23 protein-coding genes and 1 tRNA gene are annotated in these 25022 nt (G+C 61.6%); 11 read left to right on the top strand and 13 right to left on the bottom strand.

Annotation, left to right across the window (positions count from 1 at the left end):
* Positions 1–6 precede the first annotated feature (6 nt).
* Entirely contained in the window at positions 7–378 is a 372-nt protein-coding gene (locus BUA94_RS04785; RefSeq protein ID WP_073009469.1) for a zinc ribbon domain-containing protein, read from the top strand.
* Positions 379–469: 91 nt separating this feature from the next.
* Here the strand turns inward: BUA94_RS04785 and BUA94_RS04790 are convergent, their stop codons facing one another.
* The 13 genes from BUA94_RS04790 to BUA94_RS04850 all read right to left on the bottom strand — a co-directional run bounded on the left by BUA94_RS04790 (position 470) and on the right by BUA94_RS04850 (position 16379).
* A complete protein-coding gene (locus BUA94_RS04790; RefSeq protein ID WP_073009472.1) occupies positions 470–1474 on the bottom strand; it encodes a LacI family DNA-binding transcriptional regulator in 1005 nt (334 codons plus the stop codon).
* Between the two features lie 9 nt (positions 1475–1483).
* The gene (locus BUA94_RS04795; protein WP_084081703.1) at positions 1484–2968 is read right to left on the bottom strand and encodes a glycerophosphodiester phosphodiesterase family protein; all 1485 of its coding nucleotides are present in this window, start codon (positions 2966–2968) and stop codon (positions 1484–1486) included.
* The gene (locus BUA94_RS04800) at positions 2965–4023 is read right to left on the bottom strand and encodes an ABC transporter ATP-binding protein (protein WP_073009478.1); all 1059 of its coding nucleotides are present in this window, start codon (positions 4021–4023) and stop codon (positions 2965–2967) included. Before BUA94_RS04800 ends, BUA94_RS04795 begins: the two co-directional genes overlap by 4 nt.
* Positions 4023–4850 carry a carbohydrate ABC transporter permease gene (locus tag BUA94_RS23515; RefSeq protein WP_073009481.1) on the bottom strand — a complete coding sequence of 276 codons (828 nt, stop codon included), beginning with the start codon at positions 4848–4850 and terminating at the stop codon, positions 4023–4025. Before BUA94_RS23515 ends, BUA94_RS04800 begins: the two co-directional genes overlap by 1 nt.
* A 9-nt stretch (positions 4851–4859) precedes the next feature.
* The gene (locus BUA94_RS23520) at positions 4860–6164 is read right to left on the bottom strand and encodes a carbohydrate ABC transporter permease (protein ID WP_073009484.1); all 1305 of its coding nucleotides are present in this window, start codon (positions 6162–6164) and stop codon (positions 4860–4862) included.
* A 74-nt stretch (positions 6165–6238) separates the two neighbouring features.
* Positions 6239–7609: an ABC transporter substrate-binding protein gene (locus BUA94_RS04815; RefSeq protein WP_073009487.1), complete on the bottom strand. Its 1371-nt coding sequence runs from the start codon at positions 7607–7609 to the stop codon at positions 6239–6241.
* A gap of 269 nt (positions 7610–7878) precedes the next feature.
* Positions 7879–8607 (bottom strand): hypothetical protein, encoded by a 729-nt coding sequence (locus BUA94_RS04820; protein ID WP_073009490.1) that lies wholly within the window; start codon positions 8605–8607, stop codon positions 7879–7881.
* A 129-nt stretch (positions 8608–8736) separates the two neighbouring features.
* The gene (fhuB, locus tag BUA94_RS04825; protein ID WP_073009493.1) at positions 8737–10743 is read right to left on the bottom strand and encodes a Fe(3+)-hydroxamate ABC transporter permease FhuB; all 2007 of its coding nucleotides are present in this window, start codon (positions 10741–10743) and stop codon (positions 8737–8739) included.
* A gap of 21 nt (positions 10744–10764) precedes the next feature.
* Entirely contained in the window at positions 10765–11706 is a 942-nt protein-coding gene (locus BUA94_RS04830) for an ABC transporter substrate-binding protein (protein WP_073009495.1), read from the bottom strand.
* A 19-nt stretch (positions 11707–11725) separates the two neighbouring features.
* Positions 11726–14245 carry a TonB-dependent siderophore receptor gene (locus tag BUA94_RS04835; protein ID WP_084081704.1) on the bottom strand — a complete coding sequence of 840 codons (2520 nt, stop codon included), beginning with the start codon at positions 14243–14245 and terminating at the stop codon, positions 11726–11728.
* 112 nt (positions 14246–14357) lie between these two features.
* A complete protein-coding gene (locus BUA94_RS04840) occupies positions 14358–15386 on the bottom strand; it encodes a FecR family protein (RefSeq protein ID WP_084081705.1) in 1029 nt (342 codons plus the stop codon).
* Positions 15387–15452: 66 nt separating this feature from the next.
* Positions 15453–15965, bottom strand: a complete 513-nt coding sequence (locus BUA94_RS04845; protein WP_073009499.1) for an RNA polymerase sigma factor — start codon at positions 15963–15965, stop codon at positions 15453–15455.
* A 339-nt stretch (positions 15966–16304) separates the two neighbouring features.
* Positions 16305–16379, bottom strand: a tRNA-Thr gene (locus tag BUA94_RS04850).
* 435 nt (positions 16380–16814) lie between these two features.
* On the opposite strand from BUA94_RS04850, the gene BUA94_RS04855 reads away from it, so the two are divergent.
* The 10 genes from BUA94_RS04855 (at position 16815) to BUA94_RS04900 (ending at position 24828) form a co-directional block, all read left to right on the top strand.
* Entirely contained in the window at positions 16815–17021 is a 207-nt protein-coding gene (locus tag BUA94_RS04855) for a hypothetical protein (RefSeq protein WP_073009501.1), read from the top strand.
* Positions 17022–17232: 211 nt separating this feature from the next.
* Positions 17233–18522 (top strand): UDP-N-acetylglucosamine 1-carboxyvinyltransferase, encoded by a 1290-nt coding sequence (murA, locus tag BUA94_RS04860; RefSeq protein WP_073009504.1) that lies wholly within the window; start codon positions 17233–17235, stop codon positions 18520–18522.
* 181 nt (positions 18523–18703) lie between these two features.
* On the top strand, positions 18704–19141 hold the full coding sequence (locus tag BUA94_RS04865; protein ID WP_073010926.1) for a DUF2948 family protein: 438 nt from the start codon (positions 18704–18706) through the stop codon (positions 19139–19141).
* 89 nt (positions 19142–19230) lie between these two features.
* Positions 19231–20526, top strand: a complete 1296-nt coding sequence (gene hisD / locus BUA94_RS04870; RefSeq protein ID WP_073009507.1) for a histidinol dehydrogenase — start codon at positions 19231–19233, stop codon at positions 20524–20526.
* A gap of 84 nt (positions 20527–20610) precedes the next feature.
* Positions 20611–21111, top strand: a complete 501-nt coding sequence (locus tag BUA94_RS04875) for a UPF0262 family protein (RefSeq protein WP_073009510.1) — start codon at positions 20611–20613, stop codon at positions 21109–21111.
* A 5-nt stretch (positions 21112–21116) separates the two neighbouring features.
* Positions 21117–21569 carry an arsenate-mycothiol transferase ArsC gene (locus BUA94_RS04880; RefSeq protein ID WP_073009513.1) on the top strand — a complete coding sequence of 151 codons (453 nt, stop codon included), beginning with the start codon at positions 21117–21119 and terminating at the stop codon, positions 21567–21569.
* Positions 21570–21766: 197 nt separating this feature from the next.
* Positions 21767–21985 (top strand): translation initiation factor IF-1, encoded by a 219-nt coding sequence (gene infA / locus BUA94_RS04885; protein WP_006939340.1) that lies wholly within the window; start codon positions 21767–21769, stop codon positions 21983–21985.
* 37 nt (positions 21986–22022) lie between these two features.
* Positions 22023–22652, top strand: a complete 630-nt coding sequence (locus tag BUA94_RS04890) for a Maf family nucleotide pyrophosphatase (RefSeq protein WP_073009516.1) — start codon at positions 22023–22025, stop codon at positions 22650–22652.
* Between the two features lie 64 nt (positions 22653–22716).
* Positions 22717–22932 carry a DNA gyrase inhibitor YacG gene (yacG, locus tag BUA94_RS04895; RefSeq protein WP_073009519.1) on the top strand — a complete coding sequence of 72 codons (216 nt, stop codon included), beginning with the start codon at positions 22717–22719 and terminating at the stop codon, positions 22930–22932.
* Between the two features lie 294 nt (positions 22933–23226).
* A complete protein-coding gene (locus BUA94_RS04900) occupies positions 23227–24828 on the top strand; it encodes a bifunctional metallophosphatase/5'-nucleotidase (RefSeq protein ID WP_175557997.1) in 1602 nt (533 codons plus the stop codon).
* Positions 24829–25022 lie beyond the last annotated feature (194 nt).

Raw genomic sequence — 25022 nt, forward strand, 5'->3', positions numbered from 1 at the left:
GCATTCATGCCGGTTTACGACTATCTGTGCGAGGACTGCGGCCCGATCCGGGCGCTCCGGCCCATGTCGGCGCATGCAGATCCGATCTCCTGTCCGGCCTGCAAGCAGGAGGCTCCAAGAGCCATCCTTCAGGCTCCGCATATGTCGGGTCTGTCGACAGAGCGCCGGACGGCTCTTGAGACCAACGAACGGGCCCGGCATGAGCCTCGGCTCTCCACCAGGGACAGCCGGGCTGCTGCCGCCGAAGGCCGCAAGAAGCGGCATCCTTCGGGCTGTTCCTGCTGCTCCGGCATCAGCACGGGCAAGTCGGGCACGGTCTTCACCGCCGATGGCGGCAAGACCTTCCCGTCCAAGCGCCCCTGGATGATCAGTCACTGAAAATGCATCAGGCCCGGCAAATGCCGGGCCTGATGTGGCTCAGCTCAAATGGGTAACCGCCTGCTCAAAACAGCTTGAGCGCAAAACGGCTTTACGTCTCCCGAACGACCAGTTCCAGCGGGCAGATCAGCTCCTGGTGATCCAGCTCCGGGCTGTCGATCCGGCGGCAGAGGAGGTCGATTGCGAGGCGGGCGAGGGTTTCGCGGCTCTGGCGGATTGTCGTCATCGCGTAGCCATCCCATCCGGCTTCGGGAATGTCGTCAAAGCCGATCAGCCGCATGTCCTGCGGAAAGAGGACGCCATGCTTGCGGCGCAGTCCATCAAGGATACCGAGCGCGAAATAGTCCGCGACACAGAAAAGCCCCTCGATCCGGTGCTTCTGCGCGCCGACGAGATCCGCCGCGCCAAGACCGGACGTGTAGTCCTGGCCGCCATGACGGACTTCCGTCAGCTCAAGCCCTTCTTTCTCGCAGAGCCTGCGGAAGGCGTCGGCACGGCCAGCGATCGTGTAGGATGGCTGTTCCGGCAGGACGAGGCCCATTTTCCGGCAGCCAACGGCATGTAGATGCTCAAAGGCAATCCGGCCGCCGGCTTCAAAGTCACAGATCACCCGGTCCAGCGGTGCGCCCGTGTCCTGCTTGTTGATGGTTACCAGCGGAACGCCATAGCGCTGGCATTCCTCGCAGATTTCCTGGGGCGGGGTATCGGAGGTGATGATCACACCCGCCACCCGGTATTCCAGCAGCGAACCGATCATGTCGGACACATCCGTCTGGCGTTCCCCGCGCAGAAGGATCGGCTTGAAGCCCAATTCGCCGAGCAGCTTGGACAGCCAGTCGATCTGCTCGGCGCGGAAGGGATTGTGCATGTCCGCCGTGACTAGCCCCACCAGCTCCGAGCGCTTGTGCAGGGAGCGGGCAAGCGCATTGACCCGGTAGCCGAGCTGTTCCGCCGCTCGCATCACCTTGTTGCGGGTTTCTTCCGAAACGCTCGCTCCATCGGTGAAGGTTCTGGAAACGGCGGAGCGGGACACCCCGGCAAGGATGGCGACGTCGATGGAGTTCGCCTTGCGCTTTGGCGGCTTGGTGTCGCTCATGCTGCCCTGTCAGTTTGCCGAGGCGGTTTCGATCAGTCTGGACCATCCGAACAGATCGTTGATGTTCACAAGGTCCGGGCGAAGCTGCCGAATCCGCTCCTGAATCTCCCGGTCCCGGCCCATATAAGCAATCATGATCCTGGCGCCGCAAGCGCGCACCTTGTCTAGGTCGACAGGATCAAGGTTATCCTGATTGAACTCGACGATGACAGGAGACAGGTCCGCCAGGCAGGCTTCGATGCTGTCGTAATCCTCCCGCCGCGCCATGAACCGGGCCCGGGGTTCCAGAGCCTTCATCTGCTGCAGATATTCGGCGTTGAAGGACCAGAAGAAGCAGTTGCCGAAGAAGTCATGGCGTTCGACTTCCGAAAGGATGGCAGCCGGATCCGTTTCCTTGAGCTCGATATAGAGCTGTCCCGACCAGATGGTGGCGCAGGTCAGAAGTTCGGACAGGAACGGCACCGGTTCGCCGGTGTAGTGCCGGGAGAACCAGGAACCTGCATCCAGATCCTGAAGACTATCGGCGGTTTGTGCCGCGACCGGGCCCGTGCCGTCGGTCGTGCGCTCCAGCTTATGGTCGTGAAAGACCGCCAGGCTGCCATCGGCAATCTGGCGCACATCCAGCTCCACCACATGAAAACCGGCTGCGAAGGCTGCATGAGCGGAGGCAAGCGTGTTTTCCGGCGCAATGGCACAGGCGCCACGGTGGCAGACAACTTCGGGGGCGTCCGGGAAGCGGTGCCGGTAAGACTTCAACAGCTGCGGCGTGTCGGAGCAGATCCCGGCAACGGGCAGCTGAAGCAGGCTGGCTGCCACGTCCGGACGCTCTTCGTGCCATGTGACCACCGGCAGTCCGCGCCGCTGGGCCTCGGCAAAGAAGGCTGGGGTCAGGAGCCGGTCCGGCCGGTCGCCCGCCCGCTCCCAGCATGGATGAAGAATATCCGCGCCGGAAAGCTCCGCCATCTCGAACGGATCCTTGCCGATGCCGAAGAGGATAGAGACCGGGTAGGGGCAACCACCGTCCACCAGCTTGCGGCAAAAGGCCGGGTCGTTGATGCCGAAGACGGCACGTTCGAAGTTTGTGTCCTGAAGAACCCTCAGGGTTGCCTCATAAGCCGCGCTGTTCTTCACATCGAGATAGAGGGCTGCGCCTTTCGCCTGGGCCAGCTCCACCACCTGAGAGAACAGCGGGATCGGCTCGCCGGAAAGCGTGGCGAGTGTGGAAAGATCTTCCGCGCTCAGGGCCGAGACAGGCTCATCCCGGCCGGCGACTGCATTAAGGTCGCTGTCATGGCAGACAACGGCAATGCCATCGGAAGACAACTGGATGTCTACTTCCCACATGTCCGCGCCCAGCACATCGGCAAGGGCGAAGGCCGCGAGCGTGTTGTCCGGCGCATAGGCGCTGGCGCCCCGGTGGGCGATGGCAAGCGGGCGGCCTGAGGTCAGCCAGGCCATGTCCACTCTGGATGTGGTCGGGGAGGGGCTTGTCATAGCCGGGCACCGCTTTCGTCAAAGGCCAGCACGCGGCTGTGGTCGACACCCCAGCGGACTGTGTCACCCAGCTTGTGGAGGGGGCCGGAACTCTGGATTGAGCGCAGAACCGCGCCGTTTTCTAGCGTCACGTCGTAAAGGGTCTCGCGGCCCTGGATTTCGATGAAGCTGATCTTGCCCTCGACTTTGTCCGGGTTCTCTGGCTGGAAATATTCCGGACGGACCCCGAGCTTGACCCGGCTCGCCGGGCTTGCAGGCCGGCTGCTTTCCGGCAGAGGCAGGACGATGCTGGACTGGTCGAGACGCAGGGATGAACCCTCAACGGTGCCATCCAGGAAGCTGATCGGCGGGTTGCCCATGAAGCCCGCCACGAAGGCAGAGGCAGGCTCGTTGTACATCTCGCTCGGCGATGACAACTGGACGATCTGGCCCTTGTTCATGATGGCGATCCGGTCGCACATGGACATGGCTTCCACCTGGTCATGGGTGACCAGAATGGCGGTGATGCCGGTTTCCTGCTGAATGCGGCGGATTTCCGAGCGCATCTCCAGACGCAGCTTGGCGTCGAGGTTTGCGAGCGGCTCATCGAGCAGCAGGACGTCCGGCTTGCGGATCAGGGCGCGGGCAAGCGCGACGCGCTGCTGCTGGCCACCGGAGAGCTGGGCTGGCTTGCGCTCCATCAGGTCCTCGATATGGACCAGCTTGGCCATCTCGCGCACCTTGGCGTCAATGTCCGCCTTGCTTTCCTTCCGGATCTTGAGCGGGAAGGAAATGTTCTCAAAGACGTTCATATGCGGATAGAGCGCATAGTTCTGGAACACCACGCCAACGTTCCGGTCCTGAGAGGAGACGGTCGTCACGTCCCGGTCGCCGAACAGAAGCCGTCCGCCATTCATCCGGTGAATGCCGCAGACCGCGAACAGTGTCGTCGACTTGCCGCATCCCGAAGGGCCGAGAAGCGCAAGCATCTCACCACTTTCGATGTCCAGGGTCATGTCGCGGATGACTGTTGTGGTCCCGAATGTCTTCGTGAAATTGTCGATCAGGATACGCATCAGCCCTTCGTGCCTCCGCCATAGATGTTCATGAGTTTCTTGTTGAAGATCAGATAGATGACGACCACGGGCAGGGTGTAGAAAAGCCCGATTGTCTTGAACAGGGTGAAATCCATCTGAGTTTCGCTCTTCACCACGGCCTGCATGTAGACAGACAGGACCTGGGCGTTGGCGCCGGGAGCGAGGACCTGCGGCAGGATGAATTCGCTCCAGGCCTGCAGGAAGGAAAAGATGCCGAGAGCCGCAAGGCCCGGCTGGATCTGCGGCAGGATCAACCGCCACCAGACGGTGAAACGGCTGGCCCCGTCTTGAACCCCGGCCATTTCGATCTCCCACGGCACGTTGTCGTAGAAACCCTTCATGATCCAGACGCCGAGCGGCAGGTCTAGGGCGGCACGCACCAGGATCACGCCGATCAACGTGTCATAGAGACCGATGATCTGCAGGATCAGGAAGACCGAGATGATCAGCGTCACGGTGGGAAACGCGTGCAGCATGATCAGGCCGGCGAGCATGAAGCTGCGCATCGGCATTCTGAGCCGGGACAGGGCGTAGCCCGCCGTGGCGGAGGTCATCAGCACGATCAACATCGTGCCGCCGGCAAACAGGAATGTGTTCAGGGTTGCCGCCCAGATCGAGGCCTGGCCTGGCTTGGCCGGTTCCCAGAGGAACCGCCAGTTATGCAGGGTGAAGGGGCCCGGAACGAGGGAGCCGGGTGTGGTCACCGTGAATGTGTCTATCACCAGATAGGCATACATGATGACCAGCGGGAGCGAGAGAACGCTCAGGAGGATATAGACCGGCAGGGTCTTGAAGTTCTTGGTCATGAGAGCCTCCTACTGCTCGATCCGCGGAGCGGCGTTCATGCTCTTGAAGTCGAAGAGCCGCAGGTAGAGAACCGAGGCCAGAATGCCGATGCCGACCAGAACGAGCGCCAGCGCCGCGCCGAAGCCGTATTGCAGGTTGCCGCCATAATTGTTCAGCGCCGTCTTGAAGGCATAGAGCGCCCAGACCGTCGTGGAACTGCCGGGCCCGCCATCCGTCGCCAGGTAGATGTAGTCGAAGGAGGTCAGCAGGGAGAGCGTCTGGTAGATCGAAGTGAACATGATCGGCCAGCGCAGTTGCGGCAGGATGATGTAGCGGACCTGCTGCAGGCGGGAGGCGCCGTCCACCTCGCTCGCATAGAGCATGGAAGACGGGATTGCCTTGATCGCACTGGAGAACAGGATCATGCCCAAGGATGCGCCGACGAAGCCGTTGATCAAAACGATGCTGACCCAGGCGTTGATTTCCGTATCCATCATCCAGTTGCGTGGGGCGACGCCAAAGGGCTCCAGAACCTGCGACAGGAAGCCGGTGTCCCAGGTGAACCACTTCCACAGGATCACGTAGAGCACGTGGGGCAGGATGCGCGGCAGGAACCAGATGGTCCGGAACGTCGAGGCGGCTGCTGAAGGCAGATAGAAGGTCGCAACCGCCAGGAACACGCCGAAGACAATGTTGAAGGTCAGCGTGAAGGCGATGTAGAGCACCGTGTTGAAGGCCGCCCGGTAGGTGGAGGGCATGGCCGCCATGTTGCTGAAATTCTCGGTCGTCCAGACCCAGCCCGTATAGGCAAAACGGGTGAGTTCCGCCTGTTCGCCGTCCTGAAGGGTGATGCCCAGGTTGCCCAGCCCGTTCAGGAAGGCGCTCTCGTCGTCGTAGCGCACATTCAGGATGGATTTCTGGAACAGGTCAGCCGCCTTGTTCAGGTCGCGGCTGGAACGGGGGCGCGACTTCAGGTCCTTGATGGCCCGGACGAGTTCACGGCGGTCCTTGAAGGTCTGGCCGTCATAGGCGCCCTTCATTTCCTCCGCGAGCTTCTTGCCAAAGTCCTTTTCCACCTGGGCCAGGCCAGCTGCGTCGATCTTGTAAAGGTTCTCTTCCAGATCTCCGATCAGGCCCTCGCGCAGGCCTGCATCCTTCATCAGACGGATGGAGCGCGGGTTGATCTCATAGGCACCACCGGTGATGCCGGTCGATGTGCTCATGTTGGTGAAGGAGAAGACGCCGGTCAGAACGACCGGGATGATGAAGAGCGCGAGCGTGAGGAGGATGGCCGGCGTCATAAAGCCGAGCCCAAGCAGATGGGAGCGCCGCATGAATTTTGCCCTTGTTAGAGGGTGAATGGCGGACGGGAAAAAGGGAGTGACCCGTCCGCCATCAGGGGAGGCGGTTAGCGGACGATCAGATCGTCACCAAGAGCGGCCTTCATTTCGACTTCGACTTCAGCCACGGCGTCTTCAGCGGACTTCGTGCCGGTCCATGCGGTTTCCAGACCCTTGTACATCAGCTCGGAGAACTGACCGTACTTCAGGTGGTTCGGCTGGGCGTTTGCGAAGGGAAGCAGACGCTCGGTTGCTTCTGCGGCCCAGCGGTCGTTGGCGTAGAACTCGACGTTCGACTGCTGGCGGGAGATGCCCAGGTGCGACGACTTGATCGCGTGGTAGGAATTCAGGCGCGGTTCGGAAGCGATCTTCACCAGCTGGGCTGCGACTTCCACGGCCTCTTCGTCGTTCTGCTTGGTGATCATATAGGCCAGCGGCTGGGTGATCGTGTTGGCGTGGCCTTCTGCGTTGCCGGCCGGGATCAGCGAGAACTGGATGTTGCCGAAGAAGTCCGACAGGCCTTCCTTGCCGGTGTAGCGGGCATAATGCCAGGTGCCGCCGTGCCAGGTGGCTGCCTTGCCGGTTGCCACTTCGTTGTACCACTGGTTCCAGTCGGTGCCGAGGTGGTTCTTGCGGGTGAGGCCGGCGTTCACGCAGTCAACGAAGAACTGGTAGAACTCGGTCATGGCCTTCTTGTCGAGAACCAACTTGCCGCTGTCCTTGTCCATCAGGGTGCCGCCGAAGGACTGGTAGAACTGGGCGTAGTCCGGGCCGTTGCTCGGGCGCGGGTAGAAGCCGTAGCCCTTTTCGACGATCTCCATGTCGACGGCCTTCTTGGCGTCTTCGAAGACGTTCTTCAGGGTGTATTCGCCGGACTGGATCTTTGCCGGCAGTTCGTCCAGCTGCTCGTCGGTGTAGCCGATCTTCTTGTAGGTCTCGCGCCAGAAGAAGAACGGACGGGATTCGGCGTCCTGCGGCAGGCCGACGACCTGGCCGTTGTAGGAGGTGATGTCGATCAGGTTTTCGTAGATGTCGTTCAGCGGCCATGCGTCCAGATCGACATAGTCTTCGATCGGCACGATCAGGCCAGCCTGGCTCCACGGGGCCAGATCCAGGTGGGAGCTGACGACGATGTTCGGTGCGGTGCCGGCTTCAGCAGCCAGGGTCACAGCCTGCTTGAACTCGGCCCAGCCGGCGAAGTCGTACTTGCCTTCGACCTTGATGTTCAATTCTTCGCCACGCAGAGCATATTCGCGCTCGAGCAGGTCGGCTGCGATCGCGATGTTCTCGATGCGGTAGGATTCGGTTTCATTGGTGCCGCCGGACCACACGGTAATGGTCAGGTCCTTCGCAAGCGCTGCGCCGGAAACAGCAGTGGCAGTGAGGGCAAGAACGGCAGCGGCCGTCGATTGCCGAAGCTTCGCAGACAGAATGGTCATCAAGGTATCCCCGCTCGTTGAAAGCTGTCGCCGGAAGCCCGGAAACAGGCGGTAACTAGGCTTTGCACATATGTGCAATACCTTTTGTACCCTGCTTTCACAACGATCAGATGACAGTCCGGAACGCAGGGGGATCTGCGGAAAACGGAGCTGCAAGGCAGGATATTGCCTTGCAGCAATGACAGTCTTCTGCGGGGAACTACCCGTAATTTTTGCAATGCACGACGATTTTGTGCAGGAGCAATAAATTAGACTAAAGTATGAGTTGATCAGCCTTCGATTTCAAGGTCAACGGCCGTCAGCCCCTTCCAGTTTGCGTGCCATTTTCCGGCAGCGGGTGACCGTTGCACACCGGTCATGGAGCCGGTCGTGACCCATTGTCCGGCCTTCAGGCCGCCGAACTGGTCGCCGCCGGTGCTGGCATAGGCGCGCAGGGATTCGACCGGATCGATCTCGTTGGGAACGTAAGGTTCCGCAACGCCGTTGCAGGTCAGGGTGATGTCGGCCAGGGGCGAGCTGATGTCGCCTTCGATCGGGATCGGCGTGCCGATGACGAGCCCGGCATTGGCGAAATAGTCAGCGGCCTTTTCGGTGGGGCTGAGGTCGGCAGAGGTCAGACGCCAGTCGACCAGTTCAAAGGCCATGGCCATGGCATCCACGTGGGCCAGGATCTCTTCACGGCTGTAGGGAGCATCCGGGCGGGACGGCAGATCCTTCGACACGCGCAGGGCGATTTCGGTTTCCAGTGCGGCAGCCTTCAAGCGTAGTGGCGCATTGTGAACCGTCCCTGCAAAAATCGGCGCTGCAACGGGACCGGTCGGCCCGGCGGCTGCAGTTTTCCATGCGGTAACAGTGAGACCGAGGCGGTCTGCGACTTCTTTCTGGATCCGGTAGGCTTCCGCATTGGTTTGCGGACGGCAGCTTTCCGGCAGCCGGTCCAGGGTCTTGCCAGATTTGCGTGCTTCAACGAGCAGGGAAATCGCTTCTTCCAGATGCATGATGCTATCTCCAGGGCCGCACCGGTTTGGCGCTAGGCTAACGGCAACTGGGATAGGCTGCTTCGTTCGCGCACGCAAGGAAAGTCGTGCAATGGCAGCAGCTTGCGTCTTCTCCTTGCGAAAGGGTTCTCAGCTGCGCTTGCGGATCAGGTAGAGCAGCACAGGCCCTCCAAGCATGGCTGTGAGGAGACCTGCCGGTACCTGGTAGGGGAAGATCACCGTCCGTCCAATCCAGTCCGCCGTCAGAAGCACCAGTCCGCCGGCAAGCGTTGCTCCAATTGCCTGCTCTCCGGAGCGCACGAGCCCCATATAGCGGGCGAAGTGGGGCGCCATGATGCCAATGAAGCTGAGCGGTCCGATGGTCAGCGTGGCGCTGGCGCTCAGGACGGCGACGATCAGAAGCAGCAACAGGTTGGCTCGTCCCGTCTGGACCCCGACGCTCCGGGGCAGGCTGGTGCCGAGCGGCATCAGGGTCAGCCAGCGGCTGATCAGGGGAAGGAGGGCAAGGGCGGCAAGGGCCAGAGCGAGGCCCATCAGCGCTTCGTTCAGGCTAGTGCCATAAACCGAGCCGGAAACCCAGGTCAGAAGCTGTCCGAGGCGGGGATCCTGAAACGTCTTCAGCACCGCCATGACGAGACCTGTGACCGATCCCATGGCAATGCCTGCCAGCAGCAGGCGGGTGCCGGAAAAGGCCTGCCTGCGGGTCAGAAGCACGATCACCAGAAGGACTGCCAGGGCACCTGCCATGCCGCCCGCGATCTGATCGAGACGGTTGGGGGCGACCATCAGGATCATGACGGCAATGACGCCGAGAATGGCGCCTGAAGAGATGCCGAGCACTTCCGGTGAGGCAAGGGGATTGGCGGTCATGCGTTGAAGGATGACTCCCGCCAGGGCAAGTGACATGCCGCCGGACAGGGCGGCCAGGGCGCGGGGCAGACGGAATGCGGCAACTTCGTCCATATGGCCGAAGAGCAGCCCGGCATTGCTACCTGCGGAGGTCAGCGACAGGGCAAGCATCAGACAGAGAGCCGCCGTCAGCAGGCCGAGGATCACGGCCGGGCGCCGCGCACGATAGGGCGTCCGGGCTGCCTGCTGGCGTGGCGGCTCCGCGGCCCTGAGCCTTGGCAGCAAGGCCAGCAGCATTGGAGCGCCGAGGATTGCGGTCATGGCCCCTGTCGGAAAGGCGCGGTAAGTCACCGGCAGAAGCAGGATCAGTTGATCGGTGATGAGCAGGATGAGCGCCCCCAGCACGGGTGCCAGAAGCAACTGGGGAAACAGCCGCCGAACGCCCAGCATCCGCACGGCGGCCGGAGCTGCCAGTCCGACAAAGCTGATTACGCCGACCGTGGCCACGATCACTGCTGTCAATGCGACGGCCAGGCCCAACACCAGAAAGCGGATCAGGCCGACGGGCACGCCAAGGCTCTTGGCGGTGCTGTCTCCCAGGCTGAGAAGGGTGGCTGGGCGCACGAGAAGCAGGGCAGTGAAGGCCAGCGGTGGTACGGTCCAGAGCAGATACAGCGTCTTGCTCCAGTCGGTCTGGTCGAGATAGCCAGCGCCCCACAGGAACAGGCCGATGAGGAGGTCGTGGTTGAAGAGCGTTACCACTGCTCCTGCCATGCCTGTGTAGAGCGAGACGATCAGCCCGGCGAGAGCGACGGAGACCGGCGACAGGCCCCGGCTCATGGAGATGGACAGGACACAGGTGAAGGCGAGCGCGGCGCCTGTCAGAGCCACCCATTCACGCCCGAAGGCGAAGAGCCAGGGCGCCCAAAGGGTTGCGATTGTCAGGGCGAGCTGCGCGCCGCCGGCGATCCCGAGCGTTGCAGGTTCGGCAATCGGATTGCGGAGCACGTGCTGGAGCACCGCCCCGGCAAAGGCGAGGCCCGCTCCGGCCAGAAGCGCAACGGAGATGCGTGGCAGATAGCTGTAATGGGCGATCACTTCAGCCGTGTTGTCGAGGTCCGGGGCAAGGATCGTCTGCATCCAGCCTGTCACCGGGATCTGGCGGCTGAAGGTGATCCAGACGAGCGCTGCCGCCACAGCCGCAAGCGTGCCCAGAAACAGGCCCGGCAAGGCGGCGGAGCGCAGTCCGCCCGAAACGGCAGGAACAGCGGAGGTTTGGTCGCTCATCGACAGGCTCGCTTAAGAACGTCAGCCGGTGGTGCCAGGCGCGGTCAGCGCATCGGCCAGAAGCTGGCCAAAGCGCAGGGCCGCCGGGGCGCCGCCGTAAAAAAGGGATTGGGACAGGAAGGTCACGCGACCGGCGCGGACAGGGGCCAGACTGCTGAGGACGGGCAGCTTCATGGCAATTGCCCCGCGCACCAGGCGTTCGTCGCCGATTGTAACCAGACGCGCTTCAGGATCGGCGGTCAGTGCGTCAAGTGTCACCGTTCGATGGCCAAAGGCGGTGCCTCCGTCCTTCCAGGCATTGGCAATGCCGAACCGGTCGAGAATGGGCTGGTAGAGGCTGTTTTGTGCGAAGACGAGGCACCGGCGTGGGTCGACCAGGGTCACCAGATAGACAGGCCTGCCGTCATATCCGCCAAGTCTTTGCGCGGCTTCGTCCAGCATGGCGAGTGAGGACTGCTTGTAAGCCTCGAATGCATCCTGCCGCCCTGTCGTGTCCGCTAGCGCTTCCAGCCGCTCAAAGCCGATGGACAGGGGATCGCCGCGGGTTGCGTCGGCTCCAAAGGGATGGGGCTGGAACAGCGTCACGGGGGCGATCCTGTCAAGCCGCTCGTGAAGGGCGGACAATTCGCCGTTGGTGACGATCAGATCCGGTTTCAGCCGTGCCAGCAGTTCCAGATTGGGTTCGGACCGGAGCCCCAGTTCCTCGGTGCTTTCGGGCAGGGCCGGGGCGACAACAAACTGGCCATAGCGCTGCTTTTCAGGAACCGCCACCGGCTCGATGCCGAGAGCGAGGAGATTGAGCGCGCTGGCCCAGTCGAGGGCCGCAACCCGTGCTGGGCTTGCCTCAGCGAAGGCCGTGCCGGGCGAAAGGCACAAACCCGCCAGTCCGCCAAGGACGGACCGCCGGGTCGGGCGAAGGCGGAGGGGGGAAAACCCCTCCGCAGTGCTGTTGGATTTGGTCATGTCGGGCAAAGCCTGCGGATCACCAGCGGTAGTTCAGCTTGGCCTTCACCGTCCGGCCGCGCCCTGCAATCACCGAGTTGGAATAGAACCCCGGAGAGTAATAATCCTCGTCGGTGAGGTTGGTGCCGCTCAGGGTGAGGGAGAGGCCAGCCAACTGGGGCATCTTTGCGCCGAAGTCATAGCTCAGCGATGCATCCAGAAGCGTATAGTCCGGCACTTCCAGCTGGGCTCCGGTGGAGGTGTCGACGAAGGTCAGGGAACTGTCGACATAACGAACGCCTGCGCCGACGCTCAAGCCCTCGAGTGCCGGCATCTGGAAGTCGTAGTTCAGCCAGACCGATGCGGTGTTGTAGGGCACGGCCTGCACGCGGGTCCCGGTCTTGTTGACCCCGTTTGCATTGGTGTTGTCCTTGGTCACCCGCGCATCGGTGTAGGTGTAGCTGGCGTGCAGGTTGAAGCCGTAGCCTAGCTCTCCGGACGCCTCCAGTTCGAAACCCTGGGATTGAACTTCACCGGTCTGAACCGAATAGCCGGAGTGATCCGGATCGGAAGAGGTGACGTTCTGCTGGGTAATGTGGAAGTAGGAGGCAGAAAAGAGACCGTTCCACCAGTCCGGCTTGAACCTCAGACCGGTTTCAAACTGCTGGCCGGTGGTCGGCTCGAAGTCGCTGCCATTATAGGCCGTGCCGGCCTGAGGCTCGAACGAAGTAGAGAAGCTGGCATAGGGCGTGATGCCATTGTCGAAGGAATAGGCAAGGCCCGCGCGATAGGTGAAGGCCTGATCCTGAACCGTGTCGACCGCATCACTTGCACCAAGAAGACCGCTCAGGGTCCGCGAGGCGTAGTTCTCGGTCTTGTTTTCCACCCAGTCATAGCGGCCCGACAGGGTCAGGGTGAAATTGTTCCAGTCGACCTGGTCCTGCGCGTAGACGCCGAACTGCTTCACGAACAGGGTCTTGTCGAACCAGGGCCGGCAATAGACGCCGAGATAGCACCAGTTGGGGGTGTAGGACGAATAGTCCGGATTGTTGATGTCGAGCGCCAAGGCGTTCGAGCTGTTGGTGCGCGATTCCCAAATGCGGGAATAGCCGAAGCCTGCGCCCAGCAGCACCTTGTGATCCATCTGGCCGAACTGGAAGTCCTTCGACAGATTGCTGTCAAAGGAGAAGCTGTCGGAATCGCGCGGCCGGTCCTGCAGATAGACATTCAGGTAGCGGTTGCTGACCAGCGTGACCGGATCGGTCCAGGACGAGATGTAGTCCAGTTCCGTATGGGTGTAGCGGGCGCCATTGCGGAAGGTCCAGCCATTGTCGAACTGGTGCTCGAACTGATAGCCGACGGACTTGGTCTCGCCGTTCCATTCGGTCAGGCCCGGCACGCCGAGATAGAGGTCGGTCGGAATGGGGGCTGCCGTGCCGCCGATCGCGCTGTCCCAGGGAAGGCTCTGCTCGGAGCCGCCGGTGGTCCATTTCTGGTACTGAGCGAGCAGGGTGACCTGCGTGGCGTCATTCGGCGTCCAGGTGAAGGCCGGGGCGATATAGAGCATGTCGTCGGGCGAATGATCGACCTGGGTGTCGCTCTCCCGGTGCAGGACCGTCAGGCGGTAGCTGAACTTGCCTTCCGCATCGATCGGTCCGCCGAAGTCGCCTGTGACCTGGCGGCGGTTGTTGCTGCCATATTCGACGCCGAGTTCATGCAGAGGCTCGCTCGGCGGGCGCTTGGTGCGCATGTCGACGAGGCCGCCCGGCAGCGCGTCGCCATAAAGCACGGAGGAGGGGCCGCGCAGAACGTTCACCTGCTCCAGGCCATAGGGCTCAAGATTGGAATCGTAAGGGTTGTAGCCATTGCGCAAACCGTCCAGATAGAAGGCGCGCTGGGACTGGTGGCGGAAGCCGCGCATGTAGAAGATCGCGCCGATGCCCTGGCCGCCCGGATAGTCCACGGCCCGCACGCCCGGCGTATAGGCGACAATGTCGTTGAGATCCGTGACCTGCCGGTCCTTGAGTTCCTTCTCCGTGATCACGCTGACCGACTGAGGCACCTTGACCAGCGGCGTATCCGTCTTGGTGGCCGTCACCGTGTCGGTGGCAACATAGCCGGTGTCTTCATTGTTGACCGTCAGCTGTTCCAGCAGCGTGCCGTCACCGCCGACCGCAGCTGCCTGCGCTGCCGGGTCGTAGAGGGCAGCGGACCGCGGACCGCTGATCCGGACGCTGATGCCCGTACCGGCAACAAGCTGCTGCAGGGCGGCACTTGCAGACATGGTGCCGTTCACGGCTGCGGAACGCTTGCCGCGTACCAGATCCGAGGAATAGCTGATCTGCCAGCCGGAGCGGCGGATGAAGCTGGTCAGCGCTGCCGGCAGCGGCTGGGCAGGGATGGCAAAGGCCGCCGTTTCATCGGCCTGCTGCGCCAGCACGGGCAGGGCCGTACCGAGTGGAAGGGCCATCAGCCCGGTGGTCATCATCAGATGGACGAGCAGCGTGCGTCCAATCCTTGTCGAGTGTGTCTTCGTGTTGCGCTGCACGGTCGGAACCATTGCGACTATACCCCTTGCCCCAATCAGAAATCCGCCCGGATCACTCGCGTTTTCCGGGCTCTCACTTGATTGGACGAACGGCTTTCGGAAACCGGCAAAAAAAGTTGAATATTTATTGCAGGATTATCAGGCCGCCCGGCAGGCGCCACAAACCGACACCCGCGGCATCCGCCAGCGTCTGCAAGGCATTGTCCATGTCGCTGATCAGATAACTTCCGGAAATATGGAACTTGCGCACCCGCTCCATGGGCACGACGATGTTGCCGGGGATGTAGCGGTCGAGCTCCTTCGCCACGACTTCCAGCGGCTGGTCATCAAAGAACAGCCGCCCTTCGCGCCACGACAAGGCCAGCCCTGCGTCGGTTTCCCGAACATCTGTCAGTGCTGTCGCGGTGGCGGTCACGGCCTGACCTGCGACCAGGGAGACATTGTCTCCAATATCGGCGAGCCGCTCCACGGAAATGTGGCCGCGTTCCAGCACGACGTCGTCACTGTCTTCGGCTGTGTCCACGGAGAAGGCGGTGCCATGCACGGTCACCCTCGCAAAGTGCCCTGTCACCTTGAAGGGATGGTCCTCATCGTGGGTCACGTCGAAATAGGCTTCCCCCTTGAGAACGGCCACCTCCCGGCGTCCCTGGTCAAAGTCGACGGAAACGGCCGAGCCGGAATTGAGCGTCATGGCTGAGCCATCGGGCAGGGTGATCTGGCCTGTCGCCCCTTCGGCTGTCTGATAGTCGGCAAGCCAATAGACCCGAATGTCTTCCAGCTTGAGGACCAGACCTGCAGCCAGGCAGGCGGCCATGCCAAGCGGCGCCAGGGCTCTCTTTACACTCCGGCCGTTGAAGAGGGGAACCGGTTTGGAAAGTTCCGCCTGCCGCAGCCGCAAGGCACCTTCCAGAGCCGGGGCCTCCCAGAGGGCGGCAATCCGGTCAAAGGCCTGACTGTGACGGGGATCTTCAGCCAGCCAGGCATCGAAACCCTGCTGAAGCGCAACCCGCTCGCTCTGGTCCGCAGCCGCCTGAAACCTGAAAAACCAGTCGGCTGCCGCATCCGTCACGGATGGGGCGTCCTGCTCCCCTTGAGGGGAGGTTCGGGTTTCGGTCGGGCGGTGCTCCGGCATATCTGTCCGCTTCTCATCCATGGCTGCGACAACCGTTCAATAGGTCAGACGTTTGTCTCTGGCTCAGTCTGCAAATTTTGCGGTCCATCAGCGCTTCCTTCCATAAAGCGCATCGTGGCAATGGCCGAGTGCCAGTTTGAGGTCGTTGAAAACCGTCCGCTCCGAAATGCCGAGTTGTCCGGCAATGCGGGCGTTGCTCCATCCCTCAAGACGACTGAGAATCAGCACCTTTTGTGCCCGCTCGGGCAGCAGGGAGAGGGCGGCTTCCAGACGTTTCAGATCTTCGCGGCCCGCAAGCATTTCATCAAGGGAGGGCTGGTTGCTGGCAATCGTCTCCGCGGTGCTGTCGTCGAGGGGCCGGGCTTCCACCCGGGCCTGCCGCTTGAGCCGGCGCTTGTAATCAAGGGCGAGGTTCTGGGCAGTCCGGTTCAGATAGGCTTCCGCATGCTCGATCGTCCCGGCCTCGCCAGCGGATCGGGACCGGATATAGGTCTCCTGCACCAGATCTTCGGCAATCCCCGGGTCCTGGACGATCCGCCGGATCCGTGATGTCAGGGACCGCCGGATTCTCAGATAGACCTCCTCCAGCGCGGACGTCATTGTCCGGACTGTCCTGAAACAGGGGAGGGGAGAAGAACCTTGTTCATCCGGCAGTCGAAGGGCTCGTGGTGAAAGACGTGCGCAAGCGCAGAATGCAGGACGGCAGATGACTGCCGCCGGACCAAGATGGATCCTGATTGCTGCACTAATAAATATGAATTTTATAGTCAAGTATTATGAGCGAAACTTCCGCCAGACGCGGAGGAGTTGATCCGCTTGCCCTGAACCGCGCGGATCCATCGTGCCCATTGCCAAACCAGAAAGGCGGCAGATACGAGAATACCTGCGCCAACAGCGAAGCCTTGCAAAATGCCGGGTATTTTGAATGTCTTTGGAAAATGGTGCTGCCGGAGAGATTTGAACTCTCGACCTCTCCCTTACCAAGGGAGTGCTCTACCCCTGAGCTACGGCAGCATCTGCGGTGCGTTTCCTCTGGTTTTGAACCAGCCTGTTGGTCAGGTGCGGAAGAACCGTCTGCTTGATCCCGGCGGCGATGCCGTCCGGAATGCGGTGGCTTTTGCCACAGTTGGCCGGGGGGCGCAAGCGTCCATCTTCGCTTTTTTTGGGAAGTTTTGTTTTGGACCTGTGGATGGGATGGCGAACTTGCAGGGGCGGGCTGAAAAATGGCACGAAACAAGGGCTTGGTCGCCTTTGGGAGGCGTCGTCAGGCCTGTGGAAAGCTTTGCCGGGCACGGGAGCCTGCCGGGGAATCTCCTGGTGGAAAGGCATCAAGGCTGCCCTTGCCCCTTGATCCTGCTTGATGCAGGAAAGAGAGAGGGTCCGAACCGGTGAGCAGAAGCTTGTCCTGTTCGGGGCAAATTGACGGGACACTCTGCGGGATCACTTGACATGAGCGACGTGGACGCTGCCGGCGGCACAGGAAAAGATCGGGACGGCGTGGATGCGCCCGAAGCAGCTGACGCCTCCGAGGCGGCTGTCCCGAACCGGCGCGGCAAGGAGAAACCGGCAAAGCCGACGCGGGAAGAGCGTCTGGCTGAAGCCTTGCGGGCAAACTTGCGCCGGCGCAAGGCCGCTGCCAGAGAGCGGTCATCCTGACGGTTCGACCGGCGTCTGCCGTTGGTAGAGCGGCGCGATCCTTGCTGTTGACCGGCACTCGCCCGGTTTAGGCCGGAAAACTCCCGGCTTCTGCCGGGTCTTCGCCTTGCGCGGGCCACATCTTGCGTGTAGACGGCGGTGCAATACATATATTTCCGCGCCAGGCGGGGCTTTCGCCGGGGCAAACAGACTTCTTGGGGGTTATAGCGGTATGGACAGCATCAAGGTCGTGGGCGGCTCTGCGCTGAATGGGGTGATCCCGATTTCCGGCGCGAAGAACGCAGCCCTTCCGCTGATGATCGCCTCGCTTCTGACGGATGAGACGCTGACGCTCAGCAACGTGCCGCGCCTGCGCGATGTCGCTCTGCTGACCCAGATCCTTCAGAACCATGGCGTCGATTATTCGGTCAACGGCAAGCGCAACGGTCAGGACGATCTGGAAGGCCAGACCCTGCATCTGACTGCCCGCGAGATCGTGGACACCACAGCGCCCTACGAGCTGGTCTCCAAGATGCGCGCCAGCTTCTGGGTCGTTGGCCCTCTGCTCGCCCGCATGCGCGAAGCCCGTGTATCGCTGCCCGGCGGCTGCGCCATCGGCACCCGTCCGGTCGATTTCTTCATCGACGGTCTCAAGGCGCTCGGCGCCGATATCGAGATTGAAGCTGGCTATGTGGTCGTGAAGGCTCCCAAGGGCCTGATCGGCAACCGCGTCGTCTTCCCGAAAGTCTCGGTCGGGGCCACCCACACCATCATGATGGCGGCGACCCTTGCCGAAGGCGAGACGGAAATCGTCAACGCCGCCTGTGAGCCGGAAGTGGTGGATCTGGCCAATTGCCTGAAGGCCATGGGCGCACAGATCGAGGGCGCCGGCACGCCGACCATCCGCATTCAGGGCGTCAAGCGCCTGCATGGCGCGCATCACGCTGTGGTGGCCGACCGGATCGAAACCGGCACCTATGCCATGGCTGTCGCCATGACCGGGGGTGATGTGCTGCTGCAGGGCGCCCGTGCCGACCTGCTGGAAAGCGCCATCGAGATCCTGCGCCAGACCGGCGCGGATATCACGGAAACCCCGGAAGGCCTGCGCGTCTACCGCAATGGCAACGGCATTCAGCCGGTGGATATCACCACCGCGCCGTTCCCGGGTTTCCCGACCGATCTTCAGGCCCAGTTCATGGCCCTGATGACCCGGGCAGGCGGCCGCAGCTGCATCACCGAGACCATCTTCGAGAACCGCTTCATGCATGTTCAGGAGCTGGCCCGCCTCGGCGCACAGATCCATATCGATGGCCGCACTGCTATCGTCGACGGGGTCAACACCCTGCGCGGCGCGCCGGTCATGGCAACGGACCTGCGCGCCTCCGTGTCGCTGGTCATTGCCGGTCTGGCCGCAGAAGGCGAGACCCACGTCAGCCGCGTCTATCACCTCGACCGCGGTTTCGAGCGTCTTGAAGACAAGCTGACCCGCTGCGGCGCGCAGATCGAGCGCATCTCCGGCTGAGCTGCCTCTTCTGGCGGATTGTCAAAGCCGGATTTAACAGCTAGGTCATGACTTTCGGGCAGCCTCCGGGCTGCCCGTCTGATTTGCGGCCGCAGCCCGGCCGCTCGACACCGGACTTCTACGAGACCTCTTCCGCCGGACCGCTCCGGTCCTGCCGCAATCAGGGATGACGCCAAACGCCATGGACCGTCTGAGACTTACCGCTCTCGATGCCGAAGACCTTCAGGTCGTTTCCGCCCATGTTCAGGATGCCGTGATGATCGTCGGCGACATCCGCTATATGCCGCGCGAACAGAAGGCCGTGTTCGTCATGAACCGGTTCGTCTGGGACAAGGCTGCAGACAAGCGCAGCCGCCAGCATGAGCGCCGCCGGTCTGCCCTGTCCGTTTCCCGTGTTCTGGATATGAAGGTCTCGGGCATTCGTCAGGATGCGCGGGAAAACGTGCTCGAACTTCTGGCCGTGACCTTCGAGGAGCAGGATGCACCTGCCGGGCGCATCCGTCTGGATTTCGCCGGTGGCGCGGCCCTTGCGCTGACGGTCGAGTGCATCGAGGTTCAGATGTCGGATCTGGGCGCTGCCTGGTCCACGCCGAACCTGCCCAGCCACGATCTGGACTGATTTTGGAGTGAAGGGCAGGCTTTAGATGCTGCCCTGTCAGAGAAACCGGAGGCACGGCCTCCCGGACATTGGACTTGAGGAGCCCCAGCGTGGCGATACGTCTTTCCACCCTTGATGCCGATTTTGAAACCCGCTTTGCCGAGCTGCTGTCCGGCAAGCGTGAGGTGTCGGAAGATGTCGATCATGTGGTCCGGGATATTCTGGAAGATGTCCGCAAGCGCGGCGATGCCGCTGTCCTGGACTACACGGCCCGGTTTGACCGCCTGAGCGCCGCCAGCATGGCTGAGCTGCGGGTGACGGAAGCCGAGATCGAAGCGGCCATGAAGGCCGTGCCGCAAGAGGTTCTGGACGCCCTGTCCCTGGCACGTGACCGGATCGAAAGCCACCACGCTCGTCAGATGCCCAAGGATGACCGCTATACTGATGCGGTTGGGGTTGAGCTTGGCTCACGCTGGACTGCGATCGAGGCTGTCGGCCTTTATGTGCCGGGCGGCAAGGCTTCCTACCCGAGCTCCGTGCTGATGAATGCTGTGCCGGCCAAGGTTGCCGGTGTGGAGCGCATCGTTATGGTGGTGCCGAGCCCGGACGGGGATCTGAACCCGCAGGTTCTGGCCGCTGCGCGTCTTGCCGGTGTGTCCGAGATCTACCGGATTGGCGGCGCGCAGGCTGTTGCCGCTCTGGCCTTCGGGACTGAAACCATTGCTCCGGTCAGCAAGATCGTCGGTCCCGGCAACGCCTTCGTGGCGGCTGCCAAGCGCCGTGTGTTCGGCACGGTCGGCATCGACATGATCGCCGGTCCGTCCGAAGTTCTGGTCGTCGCCGATGCGGAAAATGATCCGGACTGGCTGGCTGCCGACCTTCTGGCCCAGGCGGAACATGATGAAGTCGCCCAGTCCATCCTGATCACCGACAGTGCAGACCTGGCCAGTGCCGTGGAACAGGCGGTCGAGCGTCAGCTGAAGACCCTGCCGAAGGCTGCAATTGCCGGTGCCAGCTGGCGCGATTTCGGTGCGGTCATTGTCACCAGGGACCTGGACGAGGCCATGCCTCTGGTCAACCGGATTGCCGCCGAACATCTCGAACTTGCCGTTGCCGATCCGGAGGCACTGCTCCTGAAGGTCCGCAGTGCTGGGGCCGTGTTCATGGGCCGTCACACGCCGGAAGCGGTGGGCGATTATGTTGGCGGCTCGAACCACGTTCTGCCGACGGCACGCTCTGCCCGGTTCTCTTCGGGGCTTTCCGTTCTCGACTTCGTCAAGCGGACGTCTATCCTCAAGTGTACGCCGCAGTCCTTGCGGGAGATCGGTCCGGCAGCCATTGTGCTGGGAGAGGCGGAAGGCCTTGCCGGTCACGCAAGATCGGTGGCGGTCCGTCTCAACCTCTAGGTCTCAACCCTTGAGGTGAGGCGCCAGGGTCTGGGAGGAGCGTTGCGCGCATGAGGACAGGTTCGGAACCAGGGAGTGTCAGGCATGGATGAAGCGGCCGCTCTGAAGGCGGAGGATGTCGGCGGGAAACTGGTCGACGTCATTCTGGACGAGGAATCCATCGCCCGTTCAACGCCGGACGTCGAACATGACCGCGCTGTCGCCATTTATGACCTGATCGAGGAAAACCGTTTTCAGCCGATCGGGCTTCCCGCAGCCAATTATGTTCTGCGGCTGTCGGTGGTCGAAAAGCGTCTGGTGCTGGAGATCCGCACCGAAGGCGGCGAGGTTCTGGTCACCCATGTCCTGTCCCTGTCGCCGCTGCGCAAGGTGGTGAAGGATTATGACCTCATCTGCCAGAGCTACTATGAAGCGATCCGCCATGCCTCCCCGAGCCAGATCGAGGCGATCGACATGGGGCGGCGCGGTGTTCACAACGAAGGCTCATCCATCCTGATGGAGCGCCTGGAGGGCAAGATCACGGTCGACATGCTGACGGCCCGGCGTCTTTTCACCCTCGTCTACGCTCTGCACTGGAAAGGGTGAGCGCGTTGACCGGGCCGGGCGTCCGTCCGACTGCGGTGCTGTTTGCATGCGGCATGAATGCCGTGCGCTCGCCCATGGCAGCAGCGATCACCCGCAACCTGTTTCCCAACCAGATCTATGTGCGCTCCGCCGGCGTACGCAAGGGCGAGCGCGATCCCTTTGTCGATGCGGTGATGGCCGAGATCGGCATGGACACCAGCAAGCATCTGCCCAAGACATTCGAGGAACTGGATGAGTCGGGCTTCGATCTCGTCGTCACGCTGGCTCCGGAGGCTCATCACAAGGCACTGGAGCTGACCCGTACCGAGGCGGTGGACGTGGAATACTGGCCAACGATGGACCCGACCCTTGCGACCGGCAGCCGCGAGCAGATCATGGACGCGTACCGGGGCATCCGCGACCAGCTCCTCATGCGGATCAAGAAACGCCTCGCATGGACCCCGCCGCCGAGCGGTTAGGGGAGGAGGAACCCTCTACTTTGCACTGCGCCTTTCGATGGCGGAAGAAGGACTTAACGGTCCTGCTTTGCAGTCAAAATGCGTAAGGCTTGATGTATCGGCGCTTTTGTGGGAAAGAGCGCCGAAACAACGGTTCACTTTCAAGCCGCGATCCGTTAGGTTCGCCGCTCATCTGAACGCCTTAATCAGGATACCATATGGCCAAGGAAGAAGCTCTGGAGTTCCCGGGCGTCGTCACGGAACTGCTGCCCAACGCGACCTTTCGCGTGAAACTTGAAAATGATCATGAAATCATTGCCCACACGGCTGGACGCATGCGCAAGAACCGCATCCGCGTTCTGGCTGGCGACAAGGTTCTTGTCGAAATGACTCCGTACGACCTGACCAAGGGTCGTATCACCTACCGTTTCAAGTAGACCCTCGCAGCGTCACCGAAACAAGGCCCTGGCAGGCATGACAATGACACCTTCATTGATCCTGGCGTCCGCATCTCCGCGCCGCCTGGCTCTGCTGCAGCAGATCGGTATCGAACCCGATCACCTGCTGCCTGCCGATATTGACGAGGCACCGCGCAAGCTGGAAACTCCGCGCGCGCTGGCTCTGCGCCTTGCGAAGGAAAAGGCGGCTGCCGTACGGGCCGTCGCCGATGCCTCCGAAGACCTCAAGACGGCACTGGTTCTTGCTGCCGATACGGTCGTGGCCGTCGGCCGCCGCAATCTGCCCAAGACCGAGTTGACCGATCAGGCCCTGGCCTGCCTGTCTCTTCTGTCCGGTCGCGGACATCGCGTCTTTACCGGCGTTTGCGTGCATGGTCCTGATGGCCGCGTGCGAACGAAGGTGGTGGAGAGCCGTGTGCGCTTCAAGCGCATTGGCCGCCGCGAAATGGACAGCTACATCGCCTCCGGAGAATGGCGCGGCAAGGCTGGTGGCTATGCCATCCAGGGTCTCGCCGGCAGCTTCGTGACCAAGCTCACTGGATCCTATCCGAATGTGGTGGGCCTGCCGCTGACCGAGACCATGGCGCTTCTTGCCGCTGCCGGCTATCCGGTCCATGGCAACTGGGCGGCCTCCGCGGCCGGCTGATCCGGACTTGCCGCCTGCAAGGTCCCTGTTGCAAGCTGCAAACCCTGAAAAGAGAGAGGGCCCCATGTCCCAGAACCCGGATAAGACACCGGCAGACACCCCGCGCCGCATGCGCCCTTGCCCGATCTGTTCCAAGCTCTCGACGACAGAAGACTATCCGTTCTGCTCACCCCGCTGCGCCAAGGTCGATCTGCACCGCTGGCTGTCCGAGGGCTATTCCATCCCGGTCGTCGAGACCGATGATATTGACGATCCGGACACGGATACCTTCACCGGCTAATAATTTCAGTAGGATGCCGTCATTTAGGACGGCAGAGCATCTGATTTGCCGACTGTTTGGGCAAGCTTGTAAAAAATATCGCTTGTCGTGAAAAATTCTGCACTGTCATAATGGCAATCGTAGACCCGTGTCATAGACGGGTCCGATGGCTGAGAGTGCAGGGTCGTCAGCTCCTGAGGCTGACGGAATTTCGTTCCGGCCGTTGAGGATCGCTGTTCTTCCGGCCCGACATTTCCAGGCCGGCAGGAGCAGTACGCATACCGGGCAACGACCCGGATCAAAGGCGAGGCTCTGATGAAAAAGTTTCTGTTTGGCGCTTCGGCGCTGGTACTTTCCACGGCGTTTTCCGGTGCCGCATTCGCGGACTATACCCTGACCATCCTGCACACCAACGACCTGCATTCGCGCATCGAGTCGATCAACAAGTATGATTCGACCTGTGGCGCTGAAGACGAAGGCGAGGGCAAGTGCTTTGGTGGCGTCGCCCGTGTGAAGGCGAAGGTTGACGAGATGCGCAAGGCTCTCGAAGGCAAGAACTATCTGCTGCTCGATGCCGGTGACCAGTTCCAGGGCTCGCTGTTCTACACCACCTACAAGGGCGCGGCGGCTGCCGAGTTCATGAACCTGATCGGCTATGATGGCATGGCTGTCGGCAACCATGAATTCGATGACGGCCCGGCCGGTCTTGCCGGTTTCCTCGACAAGGTGAAGTTCCCGGTCATCTCCAGCAACCTGGACATGGCAAACGAGCCGCTTCTGAAGGACCGGGTTGCCGAAACCCTGGTGTTCGAGCGTGGCGGCGAAAAGATCGGCGTGATCTCTTCCCTGGCCGAAGACACGGTTGAAACCTCCTCTCCGGGCGCTGGCGTCGGCTTCATCAATTCCGAAAACGCCCTGAAGGCAGCTGTTGCCAAGCTTCAGGCTGAAGGCGTCAACAAGATCATCGCGCTGACCCATGAGGGTTACGTCAAGGACAAGGAAATTGCGGCGAATGTGCCGGGCATCGACGTAATCGTCGGCGGTCACTCGCACACCCTCCTGTCCAACACCCAGGAAAAGGCCGAAGGCCCGTACCCGACCGTGGTGAAGAACGCGGAAGGCAAGGACGTGCCGATCGTGACGGCCTATGCCTACAGCAAGTTCCTTGGCGATATCGAGATCACCTTTGATGACGAAGGCAATGTGATCAAGGCTGAAGGCGAGCCGATCCTGCTCGATGCATCCGTGAAGCCGGATGAAGCTGTTCTGGCGCGCGTTGCTGAGCTCGCCAAGCCGCTTGACGAAGTGCGCAACCAGGTGATCGCCGAAAGCACCGGCGTGATCGAAGCTGACCGCACCATCTGCCGTGCGCAGGAATGCGAGATGGGCAATCTGGTGGCTGATGCCATGCTCGACCGTGTGAAGGCACAGGGCATCCAGATCGCAATCCAGAACGGTGGCGGTCTTCGTGCATCCATCGACGCTGGTCCGGTGACCAAGGGTGAGGTTCTGACGGTTCTGCCATTCCAGAACACGCTGGCAACCTTCCGGCTCAAGGGTGCCGATGTGGTTGCTGCTCTCGAGAATGGTGCAAGCCAGATCGAAGAAGGCGCAGGCCGCTTCTCCCAGGTTGCAGGTCTGAAGTACACTTTCGACAAGTCCAAGCCGGCAGGCGAGCGCATCTCGGACGTCATGGTCGAGGAAAACGGTGCCTTCGCTCCGCTGGAAGCTGACAAGGTCTATGGTGTTGTTTCCAACAACTACATGCGTGCTGGTGGCGACGGCTACAAGGTCTTCGCTTCTGGCGGCATGAATGCCTATGACTTCGGTCCGGACCTTGCTGATGTTGTCGCTGACTATCTGGCAGCGAAGAACGGTTACACTCCCTACACGGATGGCCGCATCACCGCGAAGTAAAAGCTGACATTTTTCAGTCAGTCAGAATCGGAAGGCGCTCCGTTGCACGGGGCGCCTTTTGCATTTCTATTTGCGAGTTTTCTGAAATAGAGCATGCCGAATTACATGTGGAGACTAGAAATCAAGGCCGTTCTATTCCCCATTTGGGGGATGTGAGCAGCTTTAACTCTGGGCTTCTGTGGCATTTGAGTTAC

Origin of the sequence: Roseibium suaedae, assembly GCF_900142725.1 — a bacterium.
Lineage (GTDB): Bacteria > Pseudomonadota > Alphaproteobacteria > Rhizobiales > Stappiaceae > Roseibium > Roseibium suaedae.